19 protein-coding genes and 1 pseudogene are annotated in these 26,087 nt (G+C 48.5%); 13 read left to right on the plus strand and 7 right to left on the minus strand.

Translation table 11 applies throughout. From position 1 onward, the window contains the following. Window positions 1-91 precede the first annotated feature (91 nt). A complete protein-coding gene (locus DTO96_RS05880; RefSeq protein ID WP_114562642.1) occupies window positions 92-1,075 on the minus strand; it encodes a malate dehydrogenase in 984 nt (327 codons plus the stop codon). Between the two features lie 427 nt (window positions 1,076-1,502). On the opposite strand from DTO96_RS05880, the gene DTO96_RS05885 reads away from it, so the two are divergent. The 11 genes from DTO96_RS05885 to DTO96_RS05935 all read left to right on the plus strand — a co-directional run bounded on the left by DTO96_RS05885 (window position 1,503) and on the right by DTO96_RS05935 (window position 14,028). After that, window positions 1,503-2,252 carry a GntR family transcriptional regulator gene (locus tag DTO96_RS05885; RefSeq protein WP_114562643.1) on the plus strand — a complete coding sequence of 250 codons (750 nt, stop codon included), beginning with the start codon at window positions 1,503-1,505 and terminating at the stop codon, window positions 2,250-2,252. 202 nt (window positions 2,253-2,454) lie between these two features. Then, on the plus strand, window positions 2,455-2,868 hold the full coding sequence (sdhC, locus tag DTO96_RS05890) for a succinate dehydrogenase, cytochrome b556 subunit (protein ID WP_114562644.1): 414 nt from the start codon (window positions 2,455-2,457) through the stop codon (window positions 2,866-2,868). A 12-nt stretch (window positions 2,869-2,880) separates the two neighbouring features. Then, the gene (gene sdhD, locus DTO96_RS05895; RefSeq protein WP_114562645.1) at window positions 2,881-3,240 is read left to right on the plus strand and encodes a succinate dehydrogenase, hydrophobic membrane anchor protein; all 360 of its coding nucleotides are present in this window, start codon (window positions 2,881-2,883) and stop codon (window positions 3,238-3,240) included. Window positions 3,241-3,257: 17 nt separating this feature from the next. After that, a complete protein-coding gene (gene sdhA, locus DTO96_RS05900; RefSeq protein ID WP_114562646.1) occupies window positions 3,258-5,069 on the plus strand; it encodes a succinate dehydrogenase flavoprotein subunit in 1,812 nt (603 codons plus the stop codon). A gap of 146 nt (window positions 5,070-5,215) precedes the next feature. Beyond that, window positions 5,216-5,920: a succinate dehydrogenase iron-sulfur subunit gene (locus DTO96_RS05905; protein WP_114562647.1), complete on the plus strand. Its 705-nt coding sequence runs from the start codon at window positions 5,216-5,218 to the stop codon at window positions 5,918-5,920. Window positions 5,921-6,334: 414 nt separating this feature from the next. Then, a complete protein-coding gene (locus DTO96_RS05910; protein ID WP_225972573.1) occupies window positions 6,335-6,661 on the plus strand; it encodes a hypothetical protein in 327 nt (108 codons plus the stop codon). Window positions 6,662-6,771: 110 nt separating this feature from the next. Next, a complete protein-coding gene (locus DTO96_RS05915; protein WP_114562648.1) occupies window positions 6,772-7,452 on the plus strand; it encodes a glutathione S-transferase family protein in 681 nt (226 codons plus the stop codon). A 123-nt stretch (window positions 7,453-7,575) separates the two neighbouring features. Next, the gene (locus DTO96_RS05920) at window positions 7,576-8,001 is read left to right on the plus strand and encodes a DUF4260 domain-containing protein (protein ID WP_114562649.1); all 426 of its coding nucleotides are present in this window, start codon (window positions 7,576-7,578) and stop codon (window positions 7,999-8,001) included. A 378-nt stretch (window positions 8,002-8,379) separates the two neighbouring features. Continuing rightward, window positions 8,380-10,578 carry a DEAD/DEAH box helicase gene (locus tag DTO96_RS05925; RefSeq protein ID WP_114562650.1) on the plus strand — a complete coding sequence of 733 codons (2,199 nt, stop codon included), beginning with the start codon at window positions 8,380-8,382 and terminating at the stop codon, window positions 10,576-10,578. 415 nt (window positions 10,579-10,993) lie between these two features. After that, window positions 10,994-12,961, plus strand: coding sequence for a DNA topoisomerase IV subunit B (locus DTO96_RS05930; RefSeq protein ID WP_114562651.1), 1,968 nt, complete (start codon window positions 10,994-10,996; stop codon window positions 12,959-12,961). A gap of 152 nt (window positions 12,962-13,113) precedes the next feature. After that, window positions 13,114-14,028, plus strand: coding sequence for a lytic transglycosylase domain-containing protein (locus tag DTO96_RS05935; RefSeq protein ID WP_114562652.1), 915 nt, complete (start codon window positions 13,114-13,116; stop codon window positions 14,026-14,028). Window positions 14,029-14,149: 121 nt separating this feature from the next. Here the strand turns inward: DTO96_RS05935 and DTO96_RS05940 are convergent, their stop codons facing one another. The 4 genes and pseudogenes from DTO96_RS05940 to DTO96_RS05960 form a co-directional block, all read right to left on the minus strand. Then, complete coding sequence (locus DTO96_RS05940; protein ID WP_114562653.1) at window positions 14,150-15,208, minus strand: Gfo/Idh/MocA family oxidoreductase; 1,059 nt, start codon at window positions 15,206-15,208, stop codon at window positions 14,150-14,152. 391 nt (window positions 15,209-15,599) lie between these two features. Then, the gene (locus tag DTO96_RS05945; RefSeq protein ID WP_114562654.1) at window positions 15,600-16,916 is read right to left on the minus strand and encodes a TRZ/ATZ family hydrolase; all 1,317 of its coding nucleotides are present in this window, start codon (window positions 16,914-16,916) and stop codon (window positions 15,600-15,602) included. Window positions 16,917-17,190: 274 nt separating this feature from the next. Next, complete coding sequence (locus tag DTO96_RS05955) at window positions 17,191-18,378, minus strand: acyl-CoA dehydrogenase (RefSeq protein WP_114562656.1); 1,188 nt, start codon at window positions 18,376-18,378, stop codon at window positions 17,191-17,193. A 292-nt stretch (window positions 18,379-18,670) separates the two neighbouring features. After that, window positions 18,671-19,323, minus strand: a pseudogene (locus DTO96_RS05960) (IS1595 family transposase). Window positions 19,324-19,515: 192 nt separating this feature from the next. Between DTO96_RS05960 and DTO96_RS12765 the strand changes: the two are divergent. Continuing rightward, a complete protein-coding gene (locus DTO96_RS12765; RefSeq protein WP_192879023.1) occupies window positions 19,516-19,674 on the plus strand; it encodes a hypothetical protein in 159 nt (52 codons plus the stop codon). 272 nt (window positions 19,675-19,946) lie between these two features. Further along, the gene (purL, locus tag DTO96_RS05965; protein WP_114562657.1) at window positions 19,947-23,930 is read left to right on the plus strand and encodes a phosphoribosylformylglycinamidine synthase; all 3,984 of its coding nucleotides are present in this window, start codon (window positions 19,947-19,949) and stop codon (window positions 23,928-23,930) included. A gap of 255 nt (window positions 23,931-24,185) precedes the next feature. Here purL and DTO96_RS05970 read toward each other — a convergent pair whose 3' ends face one another. Both DTO96_RS05970 and DTO96_RS05975 read right to left on the minus strand, forming a co-directional pair. Then, window positions 24,186-25,142 (minus strand): TerC family protein, encoded by a 957-nt coding sequence (locus DTO96_RS05970; RefSeq protein WP_114562658.1) that lies wholly within the window; start codon window positions 25,140-25,142, stop codon window positions 24,186-24,188. Between the two features lie 91 nt (window positions 25,143-25,233). Beyond that, window positions 25,234-25,794, minus strand: coding sequence for an SgcJ/EcaC family oxidoreductase (locus tag DTO96_RS05975; protein WP_114562659.1), 561 nt, complete (start codon window positions 25,792-25,794; stop codon window positions 25,234-25,236). Window positions 25,795-26,087: the final 293 nt, after the last annotated feature.

The raw sequence follows: 26,087 nt of genomic DNA on the forward strand, positions 1-26,087 counted from the left end.
TTTAAAAATATACATTACTTAAAAGTACATAAAAAAAACCAGCTCAAGTGAGCTGGTTTTTTTTATGTTGTACCGAAGTACATTCAAGCGATTAGCCCAATAAATGTGCAATGCCTGCTTTTTCTTCTTCCAACTCAGCCAATGTGGCATCCATTTTGCTGCGTGAGAACTCATCGATTTCCAAGCCTTCAACGATGGTGTATGTGCCATTTTCAGTTGTGACCGGGAAGCCGTACATGGTGTCTGCTGGAATACCATAATCGCCGTTTGATGGCACGCCCATGGTGACCCATTTGCCGTTTGAACCGAGGATCCAGTCATGGATGTGGTCGATGGCGGCGTTGGCTGCTGAAGCGGCCGATGATAAGCCACGTGCTTCAATGATCGCTGCACCACGTTTGCCGACTGTTGGGATGAATGTGTCGCGTGTCCATGCTTGATCGTTGATCATGCCGTCAACAGATTCGCCGCCGATGGTTGCGAAACGTGTGTCTGGGTACATGGTTGGGCTGTGGTTACCCCATACGGTGAGTTTTTCGATGCCGTCAACTGCTTTGCCTGTTTTCGCTGCGATTTGTGATGCGGCGCGGTTGTAATCCAAACGCAACATGGCGGTGAAGTTTTCGCGTGGCAGGTCAGGTGCAGATTTCATGGCGATGTAGGCGTTGGTGTTGGCTGGGTTGCCGACGACCAATACTTTAACGTTGCGGCTGGCGTGGTCGTTCAATGCTTTGCCTTGAACGGTGAAAATTGCGCCATTGGCTTCGAGCAAGTCTTTGCGTTCCATGCCTTTTGAGCGTGGGCGTGCGCCAACCAATACAGCAACATCTGCATCTTTGAATGCAACGTTTGGATCATCAGAGATCACAACGCCTGCGAGCAATGGGAATGCGCAGTCTTCTAATTCCATCACAACGCCGTTCACTGCTGGCAATGCAGGTGTGATGTCAAGGAGTTGCAAAATCACAGGTTGGTCTTTACCAAGCATGTCGCCGTTGGCGATGCGGAACAACAAAGAATAACAGATTTGACCTGCGGCACCAGTGACCGCAACGCGCATGGGGGCTTTTGCCATGATATAACACCTTTTAAAAGTTGAGAAATGAGAAGAATCAAGCATGATATTGTAACGCAGCTTGGCACTTTTGCTGTGGAGTTTTGCTATTTGTGCGAAGCAGCATGACGAATAACAAGAGTGTAAACAAGGGTGTGTGTTGTGTCAATACTCTAGTGTCTTATACAAGATGTAGGAGTGATGGACAGTTCAATCAGTTTGGGGCATAATGCTTGCAATCAACTGACAGCTGGCCGCGAAAGGTCGTTCGTCTAGAGAAGAAGCAAAAAAACATTTTGATGGCCGTTAAAAAATACTTTTTAAACTGTAGATGCCAAAGATGTTATGCGCCGAACCTGAAAAAATCAAAGACACACAAGCACACCTTTGGTTGAAGCTGAGTTCTCGTCAATTATAAAACAATCGCGCCAATGGCGTGGAGGATGACATGGTCGATCACAATTCAAATGCGGCGGATACGTCCCCTGTATTCAGTCCGTTGTATCAGCAAATTAAAGCTTTATTGTTGCAAAGTTTGGAGCAGGGTGAGTGGAATGCGGGGGAAATTATTCCATCTGAGGTTGAACTGGCTTCACGTTATAAAGTCAGTCAGGGCACGGTGCGTAAAGCCGTTGATGAGTTGGCTGCTGATAATTTGTTGGTGCGCCGTCAAGGGCGAGGGACGTTTGTCGCGACCCATCAAGAAGCGAAAGTGCGTTTTCGTTTTCTCAGCATGAAAGCGGATTCAGGCGCGGATGTTAAAACGAAATCAAAAATTGTAAATGTAGAGCATTTACAGCCATCTGAGGATGTTCGCACCCACCTTGGCTTGGCCAAAAAAGAGTTGGCTGTTAAAATCACACGCCTATTGTCTTTTAATAATAAACCTGCAGTGTATGAGGAAATCTGGTTGTCAACCCACATTTTCACCGATGTGACGCAGGAAAAAATGATGAATTATAAAGGAACGCTGTACGGTTGGTTCGAAGCAGAATATAATGTGCGGATGATTCGAGCGGTAGAGAAATTGCGTGCGGTGATGGGCGATTCGCAAGTGGTTGATTCCCTAGAAATTTCCCAAAATGAACCTTTGTTGTTCATTGAGCGCTTGTCTTACAGCTATGCCGATAAGCTGGTTGAGGTTCGCCATGGTTGGTACCTCACTTCTGCATATCACTATCAAAATGAATTAATTTGAGCTTAAGCTCATGCAATAACGCTATTGTTTTTTAGCGTTTTTATTTACCAATATGTTGTTGCAATGCGGTATTTTCTGTGAAATTACGGTAAGTTTTTAGTAATTTTATGTGTTTAATATGTCATTTAGTGAAAAATGCCAGCTTTTTGAACGGCTGGCATCATTCAATATCACCAGTTTTTAATTAATAGTAGAGGTCATTATGGGTCAAACACCACACACACCCAAACGGCAAGAGTTTCGTAATATTGGCATTTCTGATATTCGCAACTACCGCTTGCCGCCTGCGGGCATCGTATCTATTCTTCATCGCATCAGCGGCGCAGCTTTGTTTTTGGCTCTGCCGTTTTTATTTGCGATCATCACCGCTGCCTTTGGCTCCAAGGACAAATTTGATGCTTTGGTGCTGTGTTTAGCGAATCCCTTGGTCAAAATCATCTTGCTTGGCTTGATCTGGGCCATTTTGCATCACGCATGCGCGGGTGTTCGTTACCTTGTGATGGATTTGCACATCAAGGTCAGCAAAGAGGGCGGTCGTTCAACAGCGCACACGGTGTTGATGGTGAGTTTAGCGTTGACAGCAGTTGTTGCTGCACGTTTATTTAATTTATTCTAATAGGAGCACCTGATGAATAACGTAAAAGTAGGTACTTCTCGCGTCGTGACTGGCGCGCATTATGGTTGGAAAGACTGGCTCGCACAGCGCATCACAGGTGCGTTGGTGTTGGTGTTCGTGGTTGCCGTTTTAGTGCGCTTTTTGACGGCGCCTGCAACTTATGAGGCTTGGAATGGTTTCATGGCCAGCGGTCCGATGAAGTTTTTGACTTTCTTCACCTTGTTGGCTGCTTGTTATCACGCTTGGATTGGCGTGCGTGATATTTGGATGGATTATGTTAAAAATTCAGGCGTGCGCTTGGCTTTGCATATTTTTACCATTTTATGGTTGCTGGGTTGCGCTGCGTATGGCGTTTCAGCCTTGTTTAAGTAAGGAATTAAGGAAATAACATGGCGATTTTAACGAAAAAATTTGATGTGGTTGTGGTTGGTGCGGGTGGTTCAGGTTTGCGCGCGGCATTGCAACTTTCTGAAGCGGGCTTGTCGGTTGCCGTATTGACCAAGGTATTCCCAACACGATCTCACACCGTTGCGGCGCAAGGTGGTATTGGCGCATCTTTGGGCAACATGGCTGAAGACAACTGGCATTACCACTTCTATGATACGGTCAAGGGTTCTGACTGGCTTGGCGACCAAGACGCAATTGAATTCATGTGCCGCGAAGCACCCAAAGTTGTGTATGAACTTGAACATTTTGGCATGCCTTTTGACCGCAATCCAGATGGTACGATTTACCAACGTCCATTTGGCGGTCACTCTGCCAATTATGGCGAAAAGCCCGTGCCTCGCGCTTGCGCGGCCGCGGATCGTACGGGTCATGCATTGTTGCATACACTGTATCAACGCAATGTGCGCGCAAACACCCAATTCTTCGTTGAATGGATGGCGCTTGATTTGCTCCGTGATGAAGAAGGCGATGTGCTTGGTGTGACTGCGCTCGAAATGGAAACAGGCGAAGTGATGAATTTGCAAGCAAAAATCACCTTGTTTGCAACAGGTGGTGCTGGTCGTATTTTTGCCGCATCAACCAACGCCTTCATCAACACTGGTGACGGCTTGGGCATGGCAGCGCGCGCGGGCATTCCACTCGAAGACATGGAGTTCTGGCAATTTCACCCAACAGGCGTGGCGGGTGCAGGCGTGTTGATCACCGAAGGCGTGCGAGGCGAAGGCGGCATTTTGCGCAACTGCAATGGCGAGCGCTTCATGGAACGCTATGCGCCGACATTGAAAGATTTGGCGCCACGTGACTTCGTGTCACGTTCGATGGATCAAGAAATCAAAGAAGGCCGTGGTTGCGGTCCAAACAAAGACCACGTGATGCTTGACGTGACGCACATTGGTAAAGAAACCATCATGAAGCGTCTGCCATCGATTTTTGAAATTGCGAAGAAATTCGCGAACGTCGACGCCTCTAAGGAAATGATTCCTGTTGTGCCAACGATTCATTATCAAATGGGTGGCATTCCGACCAATGTACATGGTCAAGTGGTTGTTCCTGCTGATCCAAGCAATGCGATGGAAAGCGGCAATAAAGTGGTCAAAGGCTTTTACGCTGTGGGCGAATGCTCATGCGTATCGGTGCATGGCGCGAACCGCCTCGGCACGAACTCACTGCTTGATTTGGTCGTTTTTGGTCGCGCAGCGGGTAATCACATTGTTGAAGCGATTAAATCATTCCCAGTCGATCACAAAGTCTTGCCTAAAGACGCCGCTGATAAAACTTTGGCGCGTTTGAACCGTTTCCAAAGCAACACATCGGGTGAAAATGCACAAGACGTGGCTGATGCCATCCGTGCAACGATGCAGCAACATGCAGCGGTTTTCCGTACGCAAGACACCTTGAACAAAGGCGTCACGGAAATCATGAAAGTGGCACAGCGCGTCAACAACATCCAAGTCAAAGACCCATCAAAAGTATTCAACACCGCTTTGGTGGAAGCGCTTGAAGTGGACAACTTGATCGAAGTCGCGAAAGCAACGATGGTTTCTGCCGCAGCGCGCACAGAATGCCGTGGTGCACATGCCGTGTACGATTATGAACATGGCGCGGATCACCCAGACTTCCCATTGGGTCGTAACGACAAAGAGTGGATGAAACACACTTTGTGGTACGCCGAAGGCAATCGTTTGGATTACAAACCTGTGAACTTGAAACCGTTGACCGTGGACACCGTACCACCAAAACCACGCACGTTCTAAATCGTTCAAAAAAAGTAAACATTTACTTTTTTTGGTTAAAGTTAAAAAAGTGGTGCAAGGTGCTTGGATCAACCCATGCCGCACCCACCACTTTTGAAGTCAATGTCGAAGCTCACGCATTGACCGAAGCATAAAGAGAATACACGATGAAAACTAAAGTTTTTGAAATCTACCGCTACGATCCAGACAAAGATGCAAAACCGTACATGCAAACCATCAAAATCGACCTCGAAGATGGCGACCGCATGTTGCTTGACGCCTTGGTCAAATTGAAAAAAATCGATGAAACGATTTCTTTCCGTCGCTCATGTCGTGAAGGCGTGTGCGGCTCGGATGCGATGAACATCAATGGTAAAAATGGTTTGGCTTGCTTGACCAATCTCAACGATTTGCCAGAGAAAATCGTTTTACGCCCATTACCTGGCCTGCCCGTTGTGCGTGATTTAATCGTCGACATGACGGATTTCTTCAACCAATACCATTCGATTAAACCGTATTTGGTGAATGATGTAGCCCCACCAGAAAAAGAACGTTTGCAATCACCTGAACAACGTGATGAATTGAACGGCTTGTACGAATGCATCCTTTGTGCATGCTGTTCAACGTCATGCCCATCGTTCTGGTGGAATCCTGATAAGTTCGTCGGCCCAGCGGGTTTGTTGGCCGCTTACCGCTTCATCGCCGACACGCGTGACAACGACACATCGGCACGCTTGGACAATTTGGACGACCCATATCGATTGTTCCGTTGCCACACCATCATGAACTGCGTTGATGTGTGTCCGAAAGAACTCAACCCTACCAAAGCGATTGGGAAAATCAAAGAAATGCTCGTGCGCCGAGCGGTTTAATTGATGAAAATGGATGATGCTTGCATCATCCATTTTTTTGAAAGATCAATGTGCAAAGTCATTGAGGGTGCGGATGACACTGTGCTGATCGTACCGATCGTTTAATGCCTTTGTCATCTAAATGGGATTGATATACAGCTAGGTATACATCTGGCCCCGATTTATGTTGTTTTAAAGTCATTTAAAATTAATGTATTATAGTTATTGTGTTTTTCAAACAAGAATATATGGCGAAATGATGGCAGAATGCCAATGCATTACGCCGTATAAGATACGTTAGGCCAACAACGACCTCTTGGAGGCATGCAAGTGAAAACATCTGACTCAATTGTTGAAATTATTGCCCCCGCAAGGAAGGTTTGGCTGGCCTTGACCGTGCCTGATTTAGCGAAGCAATGGTAGTATGGCTCTGATTTGCTGGCAACATGGGAGATCGGAGCCCCTATCATTTTCCGCAACGAATGGAATGGGCGAGTATTTGAACAGAAGGGCAACGTTCTTGAGTTTTTATCAGAGTCACACCTAAAGTACTCATTGTTTTTCCCTCGCCCCGATCTGCAAGACATTCCAGAGCACTGCTTTTTCATGACATATGAATTGACCGAAAGCGAAGCGGTTACATTCCTGCTTGTGCGCCAGGAAGACCCATGCCCCTTCCCACCCAATGAATCGACTGATGGAGATGAAGGTCCAGATGTACTTTCTTGTTTGAAAGAACTTGTTGAAGTAAAAATGCCGTGAGTGCAAGTCTGCCTAACAATTCATTCAAGCCGATGCGGCTTCGTGGCGCGACTTGATTCAGCCGTTAGGCATCGATCATTGCATCGGGGCTGTAAACACTTGAGATTGCCATGAACAAATTGAAGCTTTACTCCGGCCCGCTAAGCATGTTTGGTGCAAAGGTTGAGATAGCCGTGCGCGAGAAGGGGATTGAGTTCGACTTGGTGATGGTGCCATTCGACTTTGAACGCGGCTACACACCGAAACACCCCGAGGTGCTGCGCATCAACCCCAAGTGGCAAGTGCCTGTCCTCATTGATGAGGGTGTCCAGCTTTTCGATTCCACGCAGATATTTGAGTACCTAGAGGATCGATGGCCGGAGCAGCCCCTTTGGCCTCATTCCATCGCCGCGCGAGCGGAGGCGCGTAAGCAAGAGCATTGTTCTGACGAAGTGTTTTTTCCGCATGTCATCCGATTGATGGGCATGCGCGCAAACCCTGACCCCGTCGAGGCGCAAGAATGGAAGAATGCGACAGCGGCCATTGAGGCGTACTACCTCGGGATGGAGCAATGGCTTCAAGACCATGAGTATATTGCGGGGCAGTTCAGCTACGCAGACATCGCGTTCTATATGGCGCAATTCTTTGCGGCACGTCACACGGTGCCGCTGACGGCGCAGCATCCAAGGCTACTTGCCTGGCGGGGCCGCATGATTGATCGGCCAGCTGTAAGGCTTGTAGTGACAGCAATGGCGGACTACTTACGCAGTCAGGGTCAAATGGTGCCGCAGCTTGGCGATCAAGCCACATAGGCGAACCCGTGTACATGCAGCCGGTGTGCGATGCCTAACCGCTTCATTTGAACGGACATCCACTGGGGTGGCAGTGTCTGCCGCTTAACTAAAACGTTAAACTTTTAAAAAAGAAATTGACTCATGCTTCATATCTTTAAAAAACCGATAGTTCTGTTAAAACTCGAAGGCTTAGCTGTCACTCTGTTGGCGCTCGTTCTTTATTGGCAGCAGTCTTTCGGATGGACGTTGTTTTGGTCAACCGTATTGCTTCCAGACCTTGCACTCTTTGGGTATTTCATTAATGCCAAGGTTGGCGCAACAACGTACAACATCACGCACTCAAAATTGTTACCCGCTGTGTTGGCTGTTGTTTCCATCGTAACAGGCAATGCCTTGTTCTTGGCTTTGGCTCTTATTTGGTTTGTTCACATTGGCGTCGATAGGTTGTTGGGTTACGGTCTAAAATACCCTGAGGGATTTAAAGTTACTCACCTTGGCACCATTGGAGAAATGGCTGGTGACCCACGTGGCAGCGATTTAGGCCGTTATTTACCGTGTGGAAAATAAAAATCTATAACCCTACACTCGAGGGGCTGGTTAGAAGCGGCGAGTCCCTCACATCGATGTTATGGTTTTGAATCGTGATTCTTGGCTAGGATCTTCTAAATAGGCCAAAAGCGATTGGCTGATCTGCTTCGTTTTAGATCAAAAATCATTTGTATTTTTTATACCCAATAATGTTTTCCACGAATCTCAACACCCATGTGACCTCGCTGTTGCCTAGAGCAACGTTGAAATTCCCGTATTCATCGCCCATCTAAAAAATCACCAACACCGTAAATCAAACGCTTTTCCTTAATCAGTTCGATGCATGTGCGCCAATACAGGTAAAATGTGGGGGTATCAAGCGTGCCCTGCGTTTTGAGCCTTATTTGTGAGTCTGTTATGTCTGAAGTTGTGTCCGAAGTTGTTTCTGAAATCATTGAAAATCCACCTGTGTCTTTTGCCGATTTGACCTTGAGTGAGCCGTTATTGCGCTCGCTTCATGACATTGGTTATGAGTATCCATCGCCGATTCAGGCGGCGACAATCCCTACGTTGCTTGGTGGGCGTGATGTGTTGGGACAGGCGCAAACGGGGACGGGTAAAACAGCGGCGTTTGCTTTGCCTATTTTGTCGAACATTGACATGGCGCAAACCGCCCCTCAAGCTTTGGTGCTGGCGCCAACACGTGAGTTGGCGATTCAAGTGGCTGAGGCTTTTCAGACCTATGCGAAGCACATGCCGAATTTCCATGTGTTGCCAATTTATGGTGGTCAAAGTTATGGCCCGCAATTGTCCGCTTTGCGCCGTGGCGTGCATGTGGTGGTGGGCACACCGGGTCGTGTGATTGACCATTTGGACAAAGGTTCACTTGATTTGTCTCAGCTCAAAACATTGGTGTTGGATGAAGCGGATGAAATGTTGCGCATGGGGTTCATCGACGATGTGGAGCGGATTTTGAAAGAAACACCGCCGACGCGTCAAACCGCTTTGTTCTCTGCGACGATGCCCGCTGCGATCAAACGGATTGCCCAGACGTATTTAAACAAGCCCGAAATGGTCACGATTGCTGCGAAAACAGGCACGGCGGACAACATCCGTCAACGTTATTGGTTGGTCAGCGGCATGCATAAATTGGATGCTTTGACGCGCATTTTAGAAGCTGAAACTTTTGACGGCATGATCATTTTTGCGCGTACAAAATTGGGCACGGAAGAGCTCGCAGCGAAATTGTCAGCGCGCGGTTTTTCTGTCGCGGCAATCAATGGCGACGTGCAACAGCAACAACGCGAACGCACGATTCAACAACTCAAAGATGGAAAAATTGACATCCTTGTCGCCACCGATGTTGCAGCACGCGGCTTGGACGTTGAGCGCATCAGCCATGTCGTCAACTACGATGTACCCCATGATCCTGAGAGCTATACCCACCGCATTGGTCGTACAGGTCGCGCTGGGCGCAGCGGTGAGGCGATTTTGTTCATCACGCCACGTGAAAAGCATTTGCTCAAAGTCATTGAACGGGCCACCCGTCAACCTGTTTCACCGCTTGAATTGCCAACGGTGCAAGATGTGAATAATGTGCGCATCACGCGTTTTAAAACACAAATTTCTGATGTGCTCGCCGAAGGTGGACTGGAAGAGTTTGCCAGCTTAATCGAGGATTACGAGCGCGAACACAATGTGCCTGCCATCGAAATCGCTGCGGCATTGGCCAAAATGGCACGTGGCAATTCCTCTTTGCTGTTGAGCAAAAAGAGTCATCCTGTTTTTGAAGAGCGTGAAGTGCGCAGTGATGTGCGTTTTGAGCGCCAACGTGAGGCGGCACCACAGCGAGAATACAAACCACGCAGCGCCAATGCAGGTGCACAGACGTATCGCATTGCGGTGGGTCATGAACATGGTGTCAAACCTGGTAACATCGTCGGTGCGATCGCCAATGAAGCGAACATCGAATCGCGTTACATTGGGCGCATCGACATCCGTGACGAATACACCTTGCTTGATTTGCCGAGTGATTTATCCCCCGAAACCATCGAGCACCTGCGCGGTGTGCGTGTGGCTGGGCAGATGTTGAACATTCAAGCCGACGGTCAAAGCATGCCACCAGCACCACGTGGACCAAGAAGAGAGCGCTCAGAGTACACTGAACGTGCGGAACGTCATGAGCGCAACGAATCTTTTGAAAGAAAAGCGCGCGTGGAGCGCACAGAGCAACAACCTGTCCGCGCCGAGTTTGCTGACCGTTTAGATCGTCCTGAGCGTGCCGAACGTGCCAAGGCCAACCCCAGCAAATATACCATGCACACCTATCGCATCGACATTGGTGGTGCCGATGCCGTGACCAAAAGCGGTATTGTTGAAGCCATTGCCAATGGCGCAGGTTTACAGGCCAAATTGATTGGTCGCATTCAATTGCTGGATGGACACAGCAATATTGACCTCCCAGAAGGGATGCCTGAAGATGTGTTAAACCGCCTTAAAACGGTTCAAATTGATGGCAAGTCGTTGAACATGCGCTATGTGGGTTTGAGCGATGCAGGTGAAAATCGGCCGAAAGATGAAACCGAACGCAAGAAAAAAAGCACCAAGAAGAAATAAATCCATGTAAACCCATTGGTCTGACCTCATTTGGGGCGTGTTGTGTATGACAAAGACTTGAACGGCTTGGCTTGCATGGTTTTTTGATGTTACGTGCGATGCACGCTGGTCTTTGAACTTTACAAACGGATGCGTGAATGGGTGAGTAGGTGAGTAGGTGAGTGGTGTGGTTGTATCAACGTGCTTTCATGGGCATGTTGTGATTGCAACACAGGGGAAAACAAGCACAGGAAAAAATAAAAAAATGGATGGCGGGCTCAATGCCCGCCCTGTGTTATCTCTCGAATTTTAAGCGTTGCCACGTTGACCCTCTACCAAACCCATGTCTTTTTGCCTTTACGGTACAATGCGCTGCATGATGGGGCTATCCCCTTATTGTCTATTTTTTTATCATTTATTCAAAGCACACACATATATGAGCCAAGTCTATTCAGAAGACAGTATTCGCGTCCTTAAAGGTTTGGAGCCAGTCAAAGAACGACCTGGCATGTACACGCGGACAGAAAATCCATTGCACATCATTCAAGAGGTGATTGATAACGCAGCAGATGAAGCGCTCGGCGGTTTTGGTTCCGTGATTGCCGTCACCTTGCACAGCGATGGCATGGTCAGCATCGAGGACGATGGTCGCGGGATTCCAATTGGCATTCACCCTGAAGAGGGTGTGCCCGTGATTGAAATTGTCTTTACCCGATTGCATGCGGGTGGCAAATTCAATAAAAAAGACGGCGGCGCCTATACCTTTTCGGGTGGCTTGCACGGTGTCGGTGTGTCCGTGACCAACGCTTTGTCGACTTATCTTGGCGTGACCGTATGGCGCGATAAGCAAGTGGCCAGTTTGGTGTTTTCAGGTGGTGATGTCACCGAGGCCTTGGCAGTGCGTCCTGCCACACGCGGTGAGAAAAAAAACGGCACGCGCGTGACCGTTGCGCCTGACCCGAAGTATTTTGATTCACCCAACATCCCACAAGCAGAACTTGAACGCGTTCTGCGCTCAAAAGCGGTGTTGATGCCTGGTGTTAAAGTGACGTTGACCAATGAAAAAACGGGTCAAACGCACACGTGGTTGTATGAAGATGGTTTGCAAGGCTACTTGCGCGAGCACATCGAAGATGAACCATTGATTCCTTATTTTGGTGGCGAGTGGTTCGCACCCGCAGGCGATGAGACATACGCCAAAGGTGAAGGCGCTGCGTGGGTGCTGGCATGGACGGCGCAAGGGGGACTGGTGCGCGAGAGTTATGTGAATTTGATCGCCACGCCTGCGGGGGGTACGCACGAAGCGGGTGTGCGTGAGGGGGTGTTTGGTGCGGTGAAAAGTTTCATTGAGTTGCACGCGTTATTGCCCAAAGGTGTGAAATTGATTTCTGACGATGTGTTTGCACGAACGTCTTTCGTGTTGTCGGCCAAAGTGCTGGATCCACAATTTCAAGGGCAAACCAAAGAACGTTTGAACAACCGCGATGCCGTGAAATTGGTGGCACAAGCCACGCGACCTGCGCTTGAATTGTGGCTCAATCAGCATGTGGATTATGGCAAATTATTGGCTGAGTTGGTGATTGCCCAAGCCCAAGCGCGGAACAAAGCAGCGCAAAAAGTTGAAAAACGCAAAAGCTCGGGTGTGGCCGTGCTGCCGGGGAAACTTACCGATTGTGAGTCAACCGATTTGCTGCACAACGAGTTGTTTTTAGTGGAGGGCGATTCTGCGGGTGGTTCGGCGAAAATGGGACGTGATAAAGAGTTCCAAGCGATTTTGCCTCTGCGCGGTAAAGTCTTGAATACGCTTGAAGTGGACAAAGACCGCTTATTCGCCAACAATGAAGTACATGACATGGCGGTGGCCATTGGGGTTGATCCACATGGCCCCAATGATGCACCAGATATGACTGGTTTGCGTTACGGAAAAATTTGTATTTTGTCGGATGCCGATGTGGATGGCTCACACATCCAAGTGCTGTTGTTGACCTTATTTTATAAACATTTTCCAAAATTGGTGGAAATGGGACACATTTATATTGCCCGTCCACCTTTATTTCGCATCGATGTGCCTGCTCGCGGCAAAAAACTCGCACAAAAGGTATACTGTCTGGATGCGGAAGAGCTGGTTCGGATTCAAGACAAACTCTTAAAAGACGGTGTGAAGGATGGGGCGTGGCAAGTGTCGCGCTTTAAAGGCTTGGGTGAAATGAATGCTGAACAGTTGTGGGAAACCACAATGAATCCCGATACGCGTCGTTTGTCGCAGGTCGCTCTGAACACTGAGCGTGTGGTCGATGATGGCGCGAGTCAACTCATGATGACCATGCTCATGGGTAAAGGTGAAGCCTCATCACGCCGTGCATGGTTGGAAGAAAAAGGCAATTTGGTCAATGCTGACATCTAAGGCGGGTTGAAAGCCCAAGTGCTTAAAAATCCAATGGGTCAGGTCGTGTTGATGAGATTGTACGAATCTAAGTTGGTCTGAATTTAAGTCGGCCTGAATCTACGATGTCTATGACAACAGGGTTGTTGACTGTTTATTTATGAAAGTTTTGAGTGCATATTACAGCTAAACATTTTTTTTCTATATTTGCTGCGTTGAGCCTGTTCATCGCAGCACCAGCGCGGGCCGGCGGTTTGTACGTGTACGTCGATGATCAAGGCATTCCGCATTATTCATTGCAAAAACTGGATGAACGTTATCAACTGTTTGCCAATGATGGCCCTGCTTTGTCCGACGATGTGGTGCTTTCTGTGAGCAAAGATGAGGGCATGCAGGCCAAACTACCCGACATGGGGCCGTTTTCAGGTACAGCCAAGCGCAACAAGCCGCCTGTAAACACGGTGGCACGGATGAACAATCCAGTGGGCATGAAAATTCCTGCGCCATCCAAAGCGGTATTGAACCGTTTGCTCAACAGCCCAAGCATGGCACGCTATGAAGCGACGATCATCAAACACGCCCGCAAGAGTGGTGTGGATTACAATTTGGTCAAGGCGGTCATGGCGGCAGAATCTGGTTTTAACGCCAACGCGATTTCACCCAAAAGTGCGATGGGTTTGATGCAAGTCATCGTGCCTACCGCGGCGCGTTATGGGGTGACAGAGGCTCAGTTGATGATCCCTGAGCGAAACATTTATGCGGGTGTGCGCTACTTGGCTGATTTATCACGCATGTTCAAAGGTCGCCCTGAGTTGATCATTGCCGCTTACAATGCAGGCGAAGGTGCTGTGTACAAATACAACCGTCAAATTCCACCCTATGCTGAAACGCAAAACTATGTGCGCACAGTGCTGTCGTTTTACAATGTGTATGCGCCTCGCGCCAGCACAGCAGTCGGCTCGACGGCGATTGTCAGTGACGATGGCAGCATGCCTTTGGGTGGGAAAAACTCACGCCGTGGCATGCAGCGTGTGAAAATGAAAATAGGCGGTGGACTGGGCTTTAATAAAATCATCAAGTATGAGTAAATGATTTTAATTGGTTCACCTAACGGTTTACCTAAGCATCCATCATCATCTGTGACTGCAATAAAAAAAAGCGTTTGAAATCAAACGCTTTTTTTATTGCACATTGAACAAGCACATGGCATTAAAGCACATGCACCCGTTGACCGCTGTGTGCGCTTTTTTGTGCCGCATCAATCACTTTGCACGTCAGCAGTGCTTGAGTGGCCAATACAGGCGCGATGGTTTTACCTTCTATGGCCGATTTGACTTGCGTGTAAAAAATAGGCCATTGCCCAATGCCCGCCGCTGTGCGACTGACTTGCCCCGTCACTCCATCGATTAAATGACCGCGCGCGGCCTCGATTTCACTCACCCAAGCATGCTCGTTGGGAATGATGCCTTTTCGTAATTCTGTTTCTTGTGGGTCAAAACCACTTTTGAGCCACGTCGCGCGTCGGCCATTGACCTTAAAACGAGGTGCACCTTGAGGGCTGTCACCTGCGGCGGAAAACATCGATGCGCCAAGGCTGATGTAAGGGTAATTGCAGTCACTTGAACCCAGAATCAACTCAAAAGCATCATCGGTTTGCGCACCGTCGCGTTGAGTCAGTTGTGTGCAAAAAACCCATTCAGGCGCACCAAACAAGTGTAGCGCTTGGTCGATCAAATGAGGGCCGAGGTCGTATAACATCCCACCACCTGCAACGTTGTGCTCGCGCCAACGGTCTTTGACTGTGGGGTTGAAGCGATCAAACCGCGCCTCATAACGCACGATGTCACCCAATTGCCCCGTGTGTATCAATTCTTTCAAACTCAAAAAATCAGCATCCCAGCGGCGGTTTTGGAATGGAATGACGAGTTTATTTGCAGCATGTGCCGCTGCAATCACAACCTCTGCTTCGTGTGCATCAACAGTGAAAGGCTTGTCAATCACCACATGCCGCCCAGCGTGTAACGCTTCAATTGCCAGTGGTGCATGTGTGGCCGTGGGGCTGGCCAGTGTGACCAAATCGGCTGTGGTCTGACTTAAGGCTTGCGTGAGGTCATCACAGATCAGGGCATGTGGGTGTGAGGCGGCGGCCTGTGCCCTCCGTTCTGGATTGCGCACCACGATGGCGGCAATCTCAAAACCAGCCGATTGAAGTAAGGGCGCGTGAAACACGCTGCCCGCGAGACCGTAACCGACGATGATGGCTTGCATGATGAATCCCCTCTGGCGTTTTATTGTGGTTTAATTGTCGCAGTAGGGGGAGGAGATGTCAAGCTGGGGTTTTTACCTGAATAATCAGATTCTGACTGCTTTTTGGCCATAAAATAGGCTTCATTTGTGAAACTGTTTTTATGTGCCTCAACAGCCCTGTTGCGCTGATTGCACGACCATGTGAAGATTTTATTGAGGATACAGTACGGATACTGGATGGAATGCTGAATCTAACGAAAATAAAAAAGCCAGCCTTAATGACTGGTTTTTTTATCGAGCAGCAATAACCAAGTGATGTTGCTTAGTTTGGTGTGCTTCTCACTATTTTGTGGCTCAAAGTATTGTTGATTTGTTTAAATTACGAAGGTCTCTTTAGTGAGCCATGTTGAGTTTACTTCTGAATCCGCTCACGCCATTCACTTGCGGTAATTTTTAACGCTGATTCATCCAAAGTGGTCAATGTGCGTGCGCGCATGACGCAGCGGCCATTGATCCACGAATGGGTGACGTGTTCGCGTCCTGCGGTGTAAATGATGTGCGAAATCACATCGAAAGCTGGGGCTGTTTCAAGGCTGCCCATGTCGATGGCGATTAAGTCAGCGCGTTTGCCAACTTTCAAACTGCCGACTTTATCCGCGATATGCAGGGCTTTTGCACCTTCGAGTGTGGCCATGCGCAATGCGGTGGCGGCTGGAACTGCTGTTGGATTTAATGTGCCGACTTTGGCCAATAATGCGGCTGAACGTGTTTCTGCAAACATGTCCAGTTTGTTATTGGAAGCTGCGCCGTCGGTGCCGATGCCCACGGTCACGCCTGCATCAAGTAGTTTTTGAATCGGGGCGATGCCTGATGCGAGTTTCATGTTGGATGAGGGGTTGTGGGCAATGGCGATGTTCAGGCGTGCAACGAGTACAATTTCTTCATCGTTTAAATGCACCATGTGCGCGCCGATGAGTTTGTCATTGAGTACGCCGAGGTCATTTAAACGAGCCAATGGGCGTTTGCCGTGTTCTTTCACGCTGTTGTTGACCTCATCGGCGGTTTCGTGGATGTGACAATGCACCAACATGTTGTGTTTTTCGCTGGTCGCGATGACTTTGCGGAAAGTGTCATCTGACACGGTGTAGGGGGCGTGTGGCGCGAGGGTGAAGGTGATCAGTGGGTCGTTCAAATAGGCTTCGCGTTCGGTCATGGCGCGACGGATGTATTCATCGGAATTTTGCGCATAATTGGTTGGGAATTCTAAAATGGATGCGCCCACAAAGGTGCGCATGGCGGCTTTTTGTCCTGCTTCGGCCACCGCGCTGTGGTAAAAGTACATGTCGTTGATGGTGGTTGTGCCTGAACGAATCATTTCCGCCATGCCAATCATGCTGCCATCACGCACGAAATCGTGGCTGACGTGCTTGCCTTCAGCAGGCCAGATGTGATTTTGCAACCAGTCCATCAAGGCCAAATCATCGGCGTAGCCGCGCAGAAGGGTCATGGCGCTGTGCCCGTGCAGGTTAACAAAACCAGGCATCAATGCATGTTCATCCAATGTAATCACTTCATCCGCTGTCCAATGTGCGGCATCCGCTGTGGGGGCGATGGCTGCGATGCTGTCATTTTCGATGGCCAACGTGTGGTGATGTAGAATTTCACCATCTTGTTCAATGGTGATGAGCCAACGGGCGTGAATGAGTGTTTGAAAGTGAGTCTGGGTCATGAATGCGCAATCTGAAATATGAATCAATAAAGTTCAATATTATAACTGACATTCAATTGTTGGCTTTTGATGAGTGTGAGAAAGCCATTCATCAGGTCATGAAGAAAAATTATGGGGGCGGGCTGAGACCTTTTTCATATCAAACAAAAAAATGCCCTTCTCGATGTTCATCTCAAAGGGCAAAACACTTGTTCGGATCAAGTTTGAGCAACGTGTTTTAGTGGGCTTTTAATGGCTCACGGTTGATGTGTGACGTTGCTGTTGGATGGGTGGTTTAGAAAAAGGCTTGAATCCCTGTTTGAGCGCGACCCAAAATCAAGGCGTGGATGTCGTGTGTGCCTTCATAAGTGTTGACCACTTCTAAGTTCACCAAATGTCGAGCCACACCAAATTCGTCGGCAATGCCATTGCCACCGAGCATGTCGCGGGCAAGGCGGGCGACATCAAGGGCTTTGCCACAGGAATTGCGTTTCATCATTGAAGTGATTTCAACAGCAGCCTTGCCTTCTTCTTTCAGTCGACCAAGGCGCAAGCAACCTTGCAAGGCCAAAGTGATTTCAGTTTGCATGTCGGCCAATTTCTTTTGGATCAGTTGATTGGCCGCTAAAGGGCGACCGAATTGTTTCCGGTCGAGCACGTATTGGCGAGCGGTATGCCAGCAATCGGTTGCTGCACCGAGCGCGCCCCAAGCGATGCCGTAGCGGGCTGAGTTTAAGCAGGTGAATGGACCTTTGAGGCCGCGCACGTCTGGGAATGCATTTTCTTCGGGAACAAAGACCTCGTCCATGACGATCTCGCCTGTGATGGAGGCGCGCAATCCGACTTTGCCGTGAATGGCGGGTGCGCTTAAACCTTTCCAGCCTTTTTCAAGGATGAAGCCTCGGATTTCACCTTCGTCGTCTTTTGCCCAAACAACAAAGACATCGGCGATTGGCGAGTTGGTGATCCACATTTTTTGCCCGCTAAGTGAATAACCACCATCGACTTTTTTGGCGCGGGTTTGCATGCTGCCTGGATCTGATCCGTGGTTGGGCTCAGTCAAGCCGAAACAGCCAATCCATTCGCCTGCTGCGAGTTTGTGCAGGTATTTCTGTTTTTGTGCCTCACTGCCAAATTTTTCAATCGGTACCATGACCAATGAACTTTGTACGCTCATCATGGAGCGATAACCCGAATCGACTTGCTCGACGGCATAGGCGATTAATCCATAGCATACGTCGTTCAAGCCTGACCCACCATATTCTGGCGCAATGGTGGCGCCGAGCAAGCCGAGTTCGCCCATCTCTGCAAAAATGGCAGGATCCGTTGATTCGTTGCGGAAGGCATTGAGGACACGTGGTTTGAGTTTTTCCTGAGCATAAGCAGTGGCGGTGTCCCAAACCATGCGCTCTTCATCGGTCAGTTGTTCGCGTAACAATAAAACGTCATCCCAAATGAAACTTGCACGAGCAGTTGTGGCCATGGTGTTCTCCTTAAAGATTAAATTTGATGGATCCATCATCCTCTGTCTTATATAAGAATACAAGAGCCACTTTTTTTTGCAGCTTGGAACTATTTCACCTTTTTTTATTTGGAAAATGCAATTTTAAAGGGAATGAAGTTTAATATAACTTATGATTTGTTTGTAAACGATGGTGTTTTTTATAGTTTTGTTTTAACTTTCAATTTAAATGTATATCTTGATGTGTGTTTATTGTATGTAATTGCGACGCATTGTCCTTATTTGATTTTCTGTCAAGCGGCATAAAATTAGGTTAAATACCAGTCCAAGATTTGAGTATTTTAAACTGATTTTTTGGAGTGCCGTAGTTAAATCTAAACTCACCCTCTTTCAGGAACAAAGGAAAGGTTTTTTGGTTAATTTCATTGTATTTTCGCAGTACACGTTTGGCTTGATTCCAAAAATTCTCAACGCCATTGATGTGGTTTTTACCTGTAGCAAACAATCGAGAATGATTGATGCGCTCATGATAAAAGCCGCTCACATCCAAAGCATTGTAACTGCGACAACAATCAGTATAAACCACGCTGTCAGGCGCGATTTTGCTAGTAATAATGGGCATTAGCGTAGATGCTTTGGTATCGACAACGACTTTGGTATAAGCTTTACCGCCGCGTTTTAAGATCCCAAACACAGCCGTTTTACCAGCCGCACCACGCCACGTCGACCTTTACGAGCACCAGCAAAGTAACTCTCGTCAAGTTCAACGTGACCTTCAAAGACTTCATCAGCCTCCAGTTCTAAATGATAGGCAATGATTGCTCTGATTTTGCGGTAAAACAAGGCCGCACTGTTTGGCTGTATGCCGAGTAAATCGGCAGCCGAACGTGCGGTCACTTCGAGCACAAAATACTCAAGTAACCTACGTTGGGTATTTTTGCTTAACTTACAATGGGTTAGTTTCATTTTATTAGCATATCATGATGCTAATTTACTACACCCCCAAGTTTTTTTGGTGCATTTGGTACCCATTTGCTTATTGGTTACTGAACTTCACCACCATGTGCATCGCTGTGCCTCGGGCGTTGCTCAAGAAAAAAGGGCAACTTGCGGTATGGGAAAGCCCTGGCCGAGGTCAAAGCATCTAGGGAGAAAAACATGACAAAAACCACAGAACGAAAACTGTTGAGCCAGCGCATGATCATCAATCAATCAAACAAACGATCCTGGTCTTTTAGGATGCGTGATGTGTTGATTGTTGGCTGCGCATGGGGCATATGGTTGTTTGTTGCATGGCAGGTGGCTGTTTTAAAATAAAGGGGGCAGAGAAAAGGCAAACCTGCTTTTTCGTGCTACAAATTGAAGTCAAACTGTTTTGAGTCGCACATGTTCATCAAAACAGTGCCAGAAAAATACAGGGTATTTGCATTAAACTGTGCCGTACCCTGTTTGCATGCCTTTTGGTCTGCGACACCTTAAAAAAGAAGGGGATGTCTGATATAATGGCGATTCTTTTACGCCTTTCAAAAACGACGCAAGTGCACCGATTGCCGAATCGCCAAGTTTTTTGATCTATTTTAGGATTGTCCATGTCTGTCATCACCCATTTGCACGGCTCGCGTGCTTTGTCTGATTTTCGCGTATCGCGTTTACTGAACCGTTTTGCCGCCCTGAACCCTGATATCGTCGGGGTTCAGTCGCGTTATGTGCACTACATTTGGTCGAATGAAGCGTTGTCGGCGCGCGACCTTGAGGTGCTCAAGGGTTTGTTGGCGTATGGTGAAGAAGGCATTGATGCGACGGTGGCACACGTGGATTTGACCGTTGTGCCGCGCATCGGTACGATCTCGCCATGGGCGAGTAAAGCGACGGACATCGCGCATAATGCAGGTTTGACGCACATTCGCCGCATTGAACGTGGGATTGAATATGGTTTGTTGGTCAAAAAAGGTCTGTTGGGCAATAAAAAGCTCAGTGCGGCGGACATCGAAGTCGCCAGTGTTTTAATGCATGATCGCATGACTGAATCGGTGTGCGTGGGTGAGTTTGATGGTGTGGCGTTGTTTAACGATTTGCCGAGCAAACCTTTGTTGACCATCCCTGTGTTGACCGAGGGCAAAGCCGCTTTAGAATACGCGAATACAGATTTGGGCTTGGCCTTATCAGACGATGAGGTGGATTATTTGCTTGACGCGTATTTGAATCTGCAACGTGATCCGACCGATGTCGAGCTGATGATGTTTGCACAAGCGAATTCTGAACATTGCCGTCACAAAATTTTCAACGCCGACTTCATCATCGACGGTGAAGCGCAACCGATCGGTTTGTTCAAAATGATTCGCAACACCCACCAGCTCAATCCTGCTGGTGATGTGGTCGCGTATGATGACAACGCAGCGGTGATGGCGGGTGCGACAGTGCAACGCTTTTATCCTGACGCGAACGGCGTGTACCAAGGCAACAATGCCTTGACGCATACATTGATGAAAGTCGAAACGCACAATCACCCCACAGCGATTGCACCGTTTTCAGGTGCGGCCACAGGTTCGGGTGGTGAAATCCGTGATGAAGGCGCAACAGGACAGGGTTCTAAGCCAAAAGTCGGTTTAACTGGTTTCACCGTGTCAAATCTGAATTTACCCGATGCGCCACGCGCTTGGGAAGTGGCGTATGGCAAGCCCGAACGCATCGTTTCAGCCTTGGACATCATGCTCGAAGGCCCCATTGGTGGTGCGGCGTTTAATAATGAATTTGGTCGTGCCAACCTTGCAGGTTATTTCCGTACGTTTGAGCAGCCGATTGGCGACGTGACTTATGGTTATCACAAACCAATCATGATTGCGGGTGGCATCGGTAACATCGACGACAGTCACATTGGCAAAAAAGATTTACCCGAGGGTGCGCTGTTGATTCAGCTCGGCGGCCCTGGTATGAAAATTGGTCTGGGCGGCGGTGCGGCATCGAGCATGGGTGCAGGTTCTAACAGTGCAGCACTTGACTTTGATTCTGTTCAACGCGGCAATCCCGAAATCCAACGCCGTGCACAAGAGGTCATCGACCGTTGCTGGCAGCGTGGTGCAGAGAATCCGATATTGTCCATTCATGATGTGGGCGCGGGCGGCATTTCCAATGCTTTTCCTGAAATCGTTCACGGTGCACACCGTGGTGCAGTGTTTGATTTGAATCTCGTTCAGCTTGAGGAATCTGGTCTCAGCCCGCGTGAAATTTGGAGCAATGAAGCGCAAGAACGTTATGTCATGTCGATTTTGCCTGAATCATTGGCGTGGTTTGCCGATGCGTGCGAACGTGAGCGTTGCCCATTTGCGGTGATCGGCTCAGTGACTGCGGAGCAACAACTCATCGTCAAAGACTCGCGTGACGATGTACAAAACCCATGTGAGCCTGTGGACATGCCGATGGATGTGCTGCTCGGTAAACCGCCTAAAATGACCCGTGACGTGAAGCGCGTCGAGACCAAAGGTGAGGCGATTGATTTGGTCGGTTTGGATCTTGAGCAAGCTGCGCTCGAAGTCATGCGTCACCCAACCGTGGCTTCAAAATCATTCCTCATCACCATCGGTGATCGCTCTGTCGGTGGCATGACCGCGCGCGATCAGATGGTCGGGCCGTACCAAGTGCCCGTGGCCGATTGTGCTGTATCTTTGCGTGATTACGTCGGCACGCTCGGTGAGGCTTTTGCGATGGGCGAGCGCACGCCGCTGGCGGTGCTCGATGCACCTGCATCGGGTCGCATGGCGATTGCTGAAGCGATCACGAACATTGCTGCGGCACCGATTGAAAACATCAGCCAAATCAAGTTGTCCGCCAACTGGATGGCAGCTTGTGGTGTCGATGGTGAAGATGCGAAGTTGTATGACACCGTGCATGCAGTTGGTATGGAATTGTGTCCCGCATTGGGCATTTCGATTCCCGTGGGCAAAGATTCATTGTCCATGCAAACCAAATGGAATGACAACGAAGGCAACAAAACTGTTCGCTCTCCGGTGTCATTGATCGTCACCAGCTTCGCGCCCGTGACGGATGTGCGCAAAACCCTCACGCCTGAATTAAGTAAAGACGTGGGCGCAACAATGCTGGTGTTGATCGACTTGGCCAAAGGCAAAACCCGTATGGGCTTGTCCATTCTCGCCCAAGTCACCCGTCAAGTTGGCGACAGTGTGCCAGACCTCGACGATGCCGACATGCTGAAAAATGCATTTGCTGCCGTGCAAACACTGAACGCGAAAAATTTAGCCCTCGCCTACCATGACAAGAGTGATGGTGGCTTATTCGCCACCGTTGCTGAAATGGCCTTCGCCGCACAAACATCGGTCTCGATCAATGCGGATCTGTTGACCATTGATCCAAACACAGCCGATGCGGGTGATTTCAAAATCAGCGGCGTACAAATGTCCGTGCAACGTGCAGAAAAACTCATGCAAGCCTTGTTCAACGAAGAACTGGGCATGGTGATTCAGGTCAAAAAAGATCAAATTGGTGACGTGATGGATGTACTTCGCGCCCACGATCTCGGCGCACACAGCCATGTGGTCGGACAAGTGATTCCAAGCACTCAAGCCGAAGCGCAGCTGAGCGTATGGCAAGATGGCGAAGCCAAATTGAAATTACCACTTGCTGTTTTGCACGCCGCATGGCAAGAAACCAGTTTCCACATCGCCAAACTGCGTGACAATCCCGCGTGTGTTGAACAAGAGTACGCGCAAGCGCCACAGCCGCTCACGCCCAAACTGATGTTTGCACCCGATGCCAACGCACACAGCGCCTACCTCAACGTCGCCAATAAACCGAAAGTCGCTATTTTGCGCGAACAAGGGGTCAATGGTCACGTCGAAATGGCCGCCGCATTCACACATGTCGGATTTGATGCGGTCGACGTCCACATGAGCGATCTGCTCGCAGGCCGAGTGAATTTGAACGACATGCGTGGCCTCGTCGCCTGTGGTGGCTTCTCTTACGGTGATGTGCTCGGTGCAGGTGAAGGCTGGGCAAAAACGATCTTGTTCAACGACAATGTGCGTGAGCAATTCGCCCAGTTTTTCGCTCGTCCAGATACGTTCAGCCTTGGCGTGTGTAACGGTTGCCAAATGATGAGCAACCTCAAAGACATCATCCCTGGCGCAGACCATTGGCCAAAATTCGTGCGCAACCGCTCGGAACAATATGAAGCCCGCCTTGTACAAGTCGAAATCACTGAATCACCCTCGATTTTGCTCAAAGGCATGACAGGCAGCGTCCTTCCGATCGTCATCAGCCACGGTGAAGGACGCGCCAGCTACGCCAACGCAGATGACCTCACGCAAATGCAGAGCACAAGTAAAGCCAGCCTGCGTTACGTTGATGCCGCCCACAACGCCACCGAACACTACCCCATGAACCCGAACGGTGCACCCCTCGGTTTAAATGGCTTCACTTCCGCCGATGGTCGTGTCCTCATCATGATGCCGCATCCCGAACGCGTTTACCGTGCTGAACTGTTTTCGTACAAGCCAAGTGAGTGGGATGTGTCGCCGTGGTTGCAGTTGTTCCAGAATGCGCGGGAGTGGGTGGGTTGATGTGTGAGTTATCCATCAAAAAAGCATCACTCACTTAGAAGTAGACATTCCTCATAAGCCACAGCAAGGATAATGTCTACTAAAAATTCAAAATAGAGCGAAAGCCTGTCGTTCCTTAAACAGAACGACAGCACTGCACCCATGCTCACCGTGTCAGAATGTGGCATGAGCAGTGCCACATTTCACAAGTGGCGTAAGTCAATTTTGTCCATCATTCGGTGGGCTACCCTTTGGCTAACCCACCCCTGCTTAAACTCACTGCTTTTGTCGGCTGCTCATCAAGCTCAAACCAATCGATGAACCCAGAATCAGGCCGACAGCACCCAATGACCAACTTGTTGGGATTTTATAAAAGCCCATCATGAGCATTTTAATTCCAACGAAAATCAAAACGAATGCCAAACCATATTTGAGCAAGTGAAAACGCTCATTCATATCTGCTAGCAAAAAGTACAAAGCCCTTAAACCCATGATCGCAAAAATATTCGAGGTGAACACAATGAATGGATCTGTGGTAATGGCGAAAATCGCAGGAATGCTGTCCACAGCAAAAATCAAATCTGTCACTTCAATCATCACAACAACCAGAGCCAGCGGTGTAAACCAGCGCACCCCATTTTTCATGATCGAGAATTTTTCACCATGAAAATCATCGGTAACGCGCAAATGACTGCGCAACCATTTGAGCAAAAAGTTTTTGTCCAAATCAACTTCATGATCCGCGAACAATAACATTTTCGCCCCTGTGATCAACAAAAATGCACCAAAAACATAAAGCACCCAATGAAACTGGCTGATCAATACCGATCCTGCAAAAATCATCACCGCGCGCATCACAATCGCACCCAAGACACCGTATAACAGCACGCGCCGTTGGTATTCCACAGGGACAGAAAAATAGCCAAAGACCATCAAAAATACAAAAATATTGTCAATGGACAATGCTTTCTCGATTAAATAACCTGTTAAAAAAGCAGTCGCTTGCTCATTCGCCAGCTCAACACCCGCCGTTCTGTTTAAATACCACCACAACAAACCCGCAAATAAAAACGCCAAGGCAAACCAAGTCAGTGACCATGAAATGGCTTGTTTGGTCGTCACCTTTTGACTGTTTTTACCACCCAAGACAAACAGGTCAATTGCCAAAGCCAGCAGCACAAACAGCATAAATCCACCCCACATCCAAGGGGTTGCTATTGTCATCAAATTCATTTTAATCCTTTGTAAGCACGAGGAGATGGTCAAACCAACTCCCCATGTCAAATTGTATCGTGGTTAGATACTTGTCCAATTCAAACGTTATTTAATGTTTGGTTTCTTTGGTTTCTTTTGTATCAATTGCTTCAGGCATGGCGGAAGAGTGGTGATGGCTGATGAGCCATTGACCATTTTTATATTCGTACACAAAAGAATAACGGGCTCGAACGTGCTGCACCACACCGTCTTTACCAGTCAAGGCAAAAGTGTACACGCCCACATCGTATGCTTTATTGCAACCTATTTTGACATGGCTTTTATTGATTTCCCCTTGAGGTTTTTTCTCTAGGAAATGAACAAAATAATCTTGAATTTCAGCAGGTGTGGTGCGGGGCTTGTTGGAAACAGTGGGTAACAATACGGCATCATCACTGTAATTTGCCGTGACTTTGGCGGGGTCAAGTGTTAAAAGTGAATCATTCCAACGTGTGAACAGCCGACGCACATCTGCAACCGACGTGGTATAGCAGACCTCAGCCGTGACCTGAGGTAAATCAACCTGTTTTTGAGTAAGGGTCGGTGTTTCTTGAGCAAAAGCAGCCAAAGAAGATAAGCTGAGGCTTGCAGCACATGCCCAGCGAGACCATGTAGAAATAGAGATTTTCATATCAACGTCCTAATCGAGTTTTAATTAATAAACCCAAGACCGTTGATAGAACAAAAAAATCACGTTGCGCAACATCGGCCTTGGTTTCAAGTCCGAAGTCTTGCCTGCGTGATTCGAGACGATGACCAATCGGTCAGTCGTATGAAGACGCTCCAATGCCGAGTGCGAAAGCACCGTAATGACGACAATTGGATGGGAGGCTACTCCCTTCGTGCGATCATTATCTTGAAGTCGATTGTTTTTGTCAATTGTTTTTCAGATTTATTGTGTATTGTGTGAACAATATTGCACTG

This window comes from Ephemeroptericola cinctiostellae (assembly GCF_003339525.1).
Lineage (GTDB): Bacteria > Pseudomonadota > Gammaproteobacteria > Burkholderiales > Burkholderiaceae > Hydromonas > Hydromonas cinctiostellae.

Bases quoted from the DNA above. Each gene is read 5' to 3' on its own strand.
- DTO96_RS05880 (WP_114562642.1), bottom strand. From the start codon at position 1,075: ATGGCAAAAGCCCCCATGCGCGTTGCGGTCACTGGTGCCGCAGGTCAA.
- DTO96_RS05885 (WP_114562643.1), top strand. From the start codon at position 1,503: ATGGTCGATCACAATTCAAATGCGGCGGATACGTCCCCTGTATTCAGT.
- sdhC (WP_114562644.1), top strand. From the start codon at position 2,455: ATGGGTCAAACACCACACACACCCAAACGGCAAGAGTTTCGTAATATT.
- sdhD (WP_114562645.1), top strand. From the start codon at position 2,881: ATGAATAACGTAAAAGTAGGTACTTCTCGCGTCGTGACTGGCGCGCAT.
- sdhA (WP_114562646.1), top strand. From the start codon at position 3,258: ATGGCGATTTTAACGAAAAAATTTGATGTGGTTGTGGTTGGTGCGGGT.
- DTO96_RS05905 (WP_114562647.1), top strand. From the start codon at position 5,216: ATGAAAACTAAAGTTTTTGAAATCTACCGCTACGATCCAGACAAAGAT.
- DTO96_RS05915 (WP_114562648.1), top strand. From the start codon at position 6,772: ATGAACAAATTGAAGCTTTACTCCGGCCCGCTAAGCATGTTTGGTGCA.
- DTO96_RS05920 (WP_114562649.1), top strand. From the start codon at position 7,576: ATGCTTCATATCTTTAAAAAACCGATAGTTCTGTTAAAACTCGAAGGC.
- DTO96_RS05925 (WP_114562650.1), top strand. From the start codon at position 8,380: ATGTCTGAAGTTGTGTCCGAAGTTGTTTCTGAAATCATTGAAAATCCA.
- DTO96_RS05930 (WP_114562651.1), top strand. From the start codon at position 10,994: ATGAGCCAAGTCTATTCAGAAGACAGTATTCGCGTCCTTAAAGGTTTG.
- DTO96_RS05940 (WP_114562653.1), bottom strand. From the start codon at position 15,208: ATGCAAGCCATCATCGTCGGTTACGGTCTCGCGGGCAGCGTGTTTCAC.
- DTO96_RS05945 (WP_114562654.1), bottom strand. From the start codon at position 16,916: ATGACCCAGACTCACTTTCAAACACTCATTCACGCCCGTTGGCTCATC.
- DTO96_RS05955 (WP_114562656.1), bottom strand. From the start codon at position 18,378: ATGGCCACAACTGCTCGTGCAAGTTTCATTTGGGATGACGTTTTATTG.
- DTO96_RS12765 (WP_192879023.1), top strand. From the start codon at position 19,516: ATGACAAAAACCACAGAACGAAAACTGTTGAGCCAGCGCATGATCATC.
- purL (WP_114562657.1), top strand. From the start codon at position 19,947: ATGTCTGTCATCACCCATTTGCACGGCTCGCGTGCTTTGTCTGATTTT.
- DTO96_RS05970 (WP_114562658.1), bottom strand. From the start codon at position 25,142: ATGAATTTGATGACAATAGCAACCCCTTGGATGTGGGGTGGATTTATG.
- DTO96_RS05975 (WP_114562659.1), bottom strand. From the start codon at position 25,794: ATGAAAATCTCTATTTCTACATGGTCTCGCTGGGCATGTGCTGCAAGC.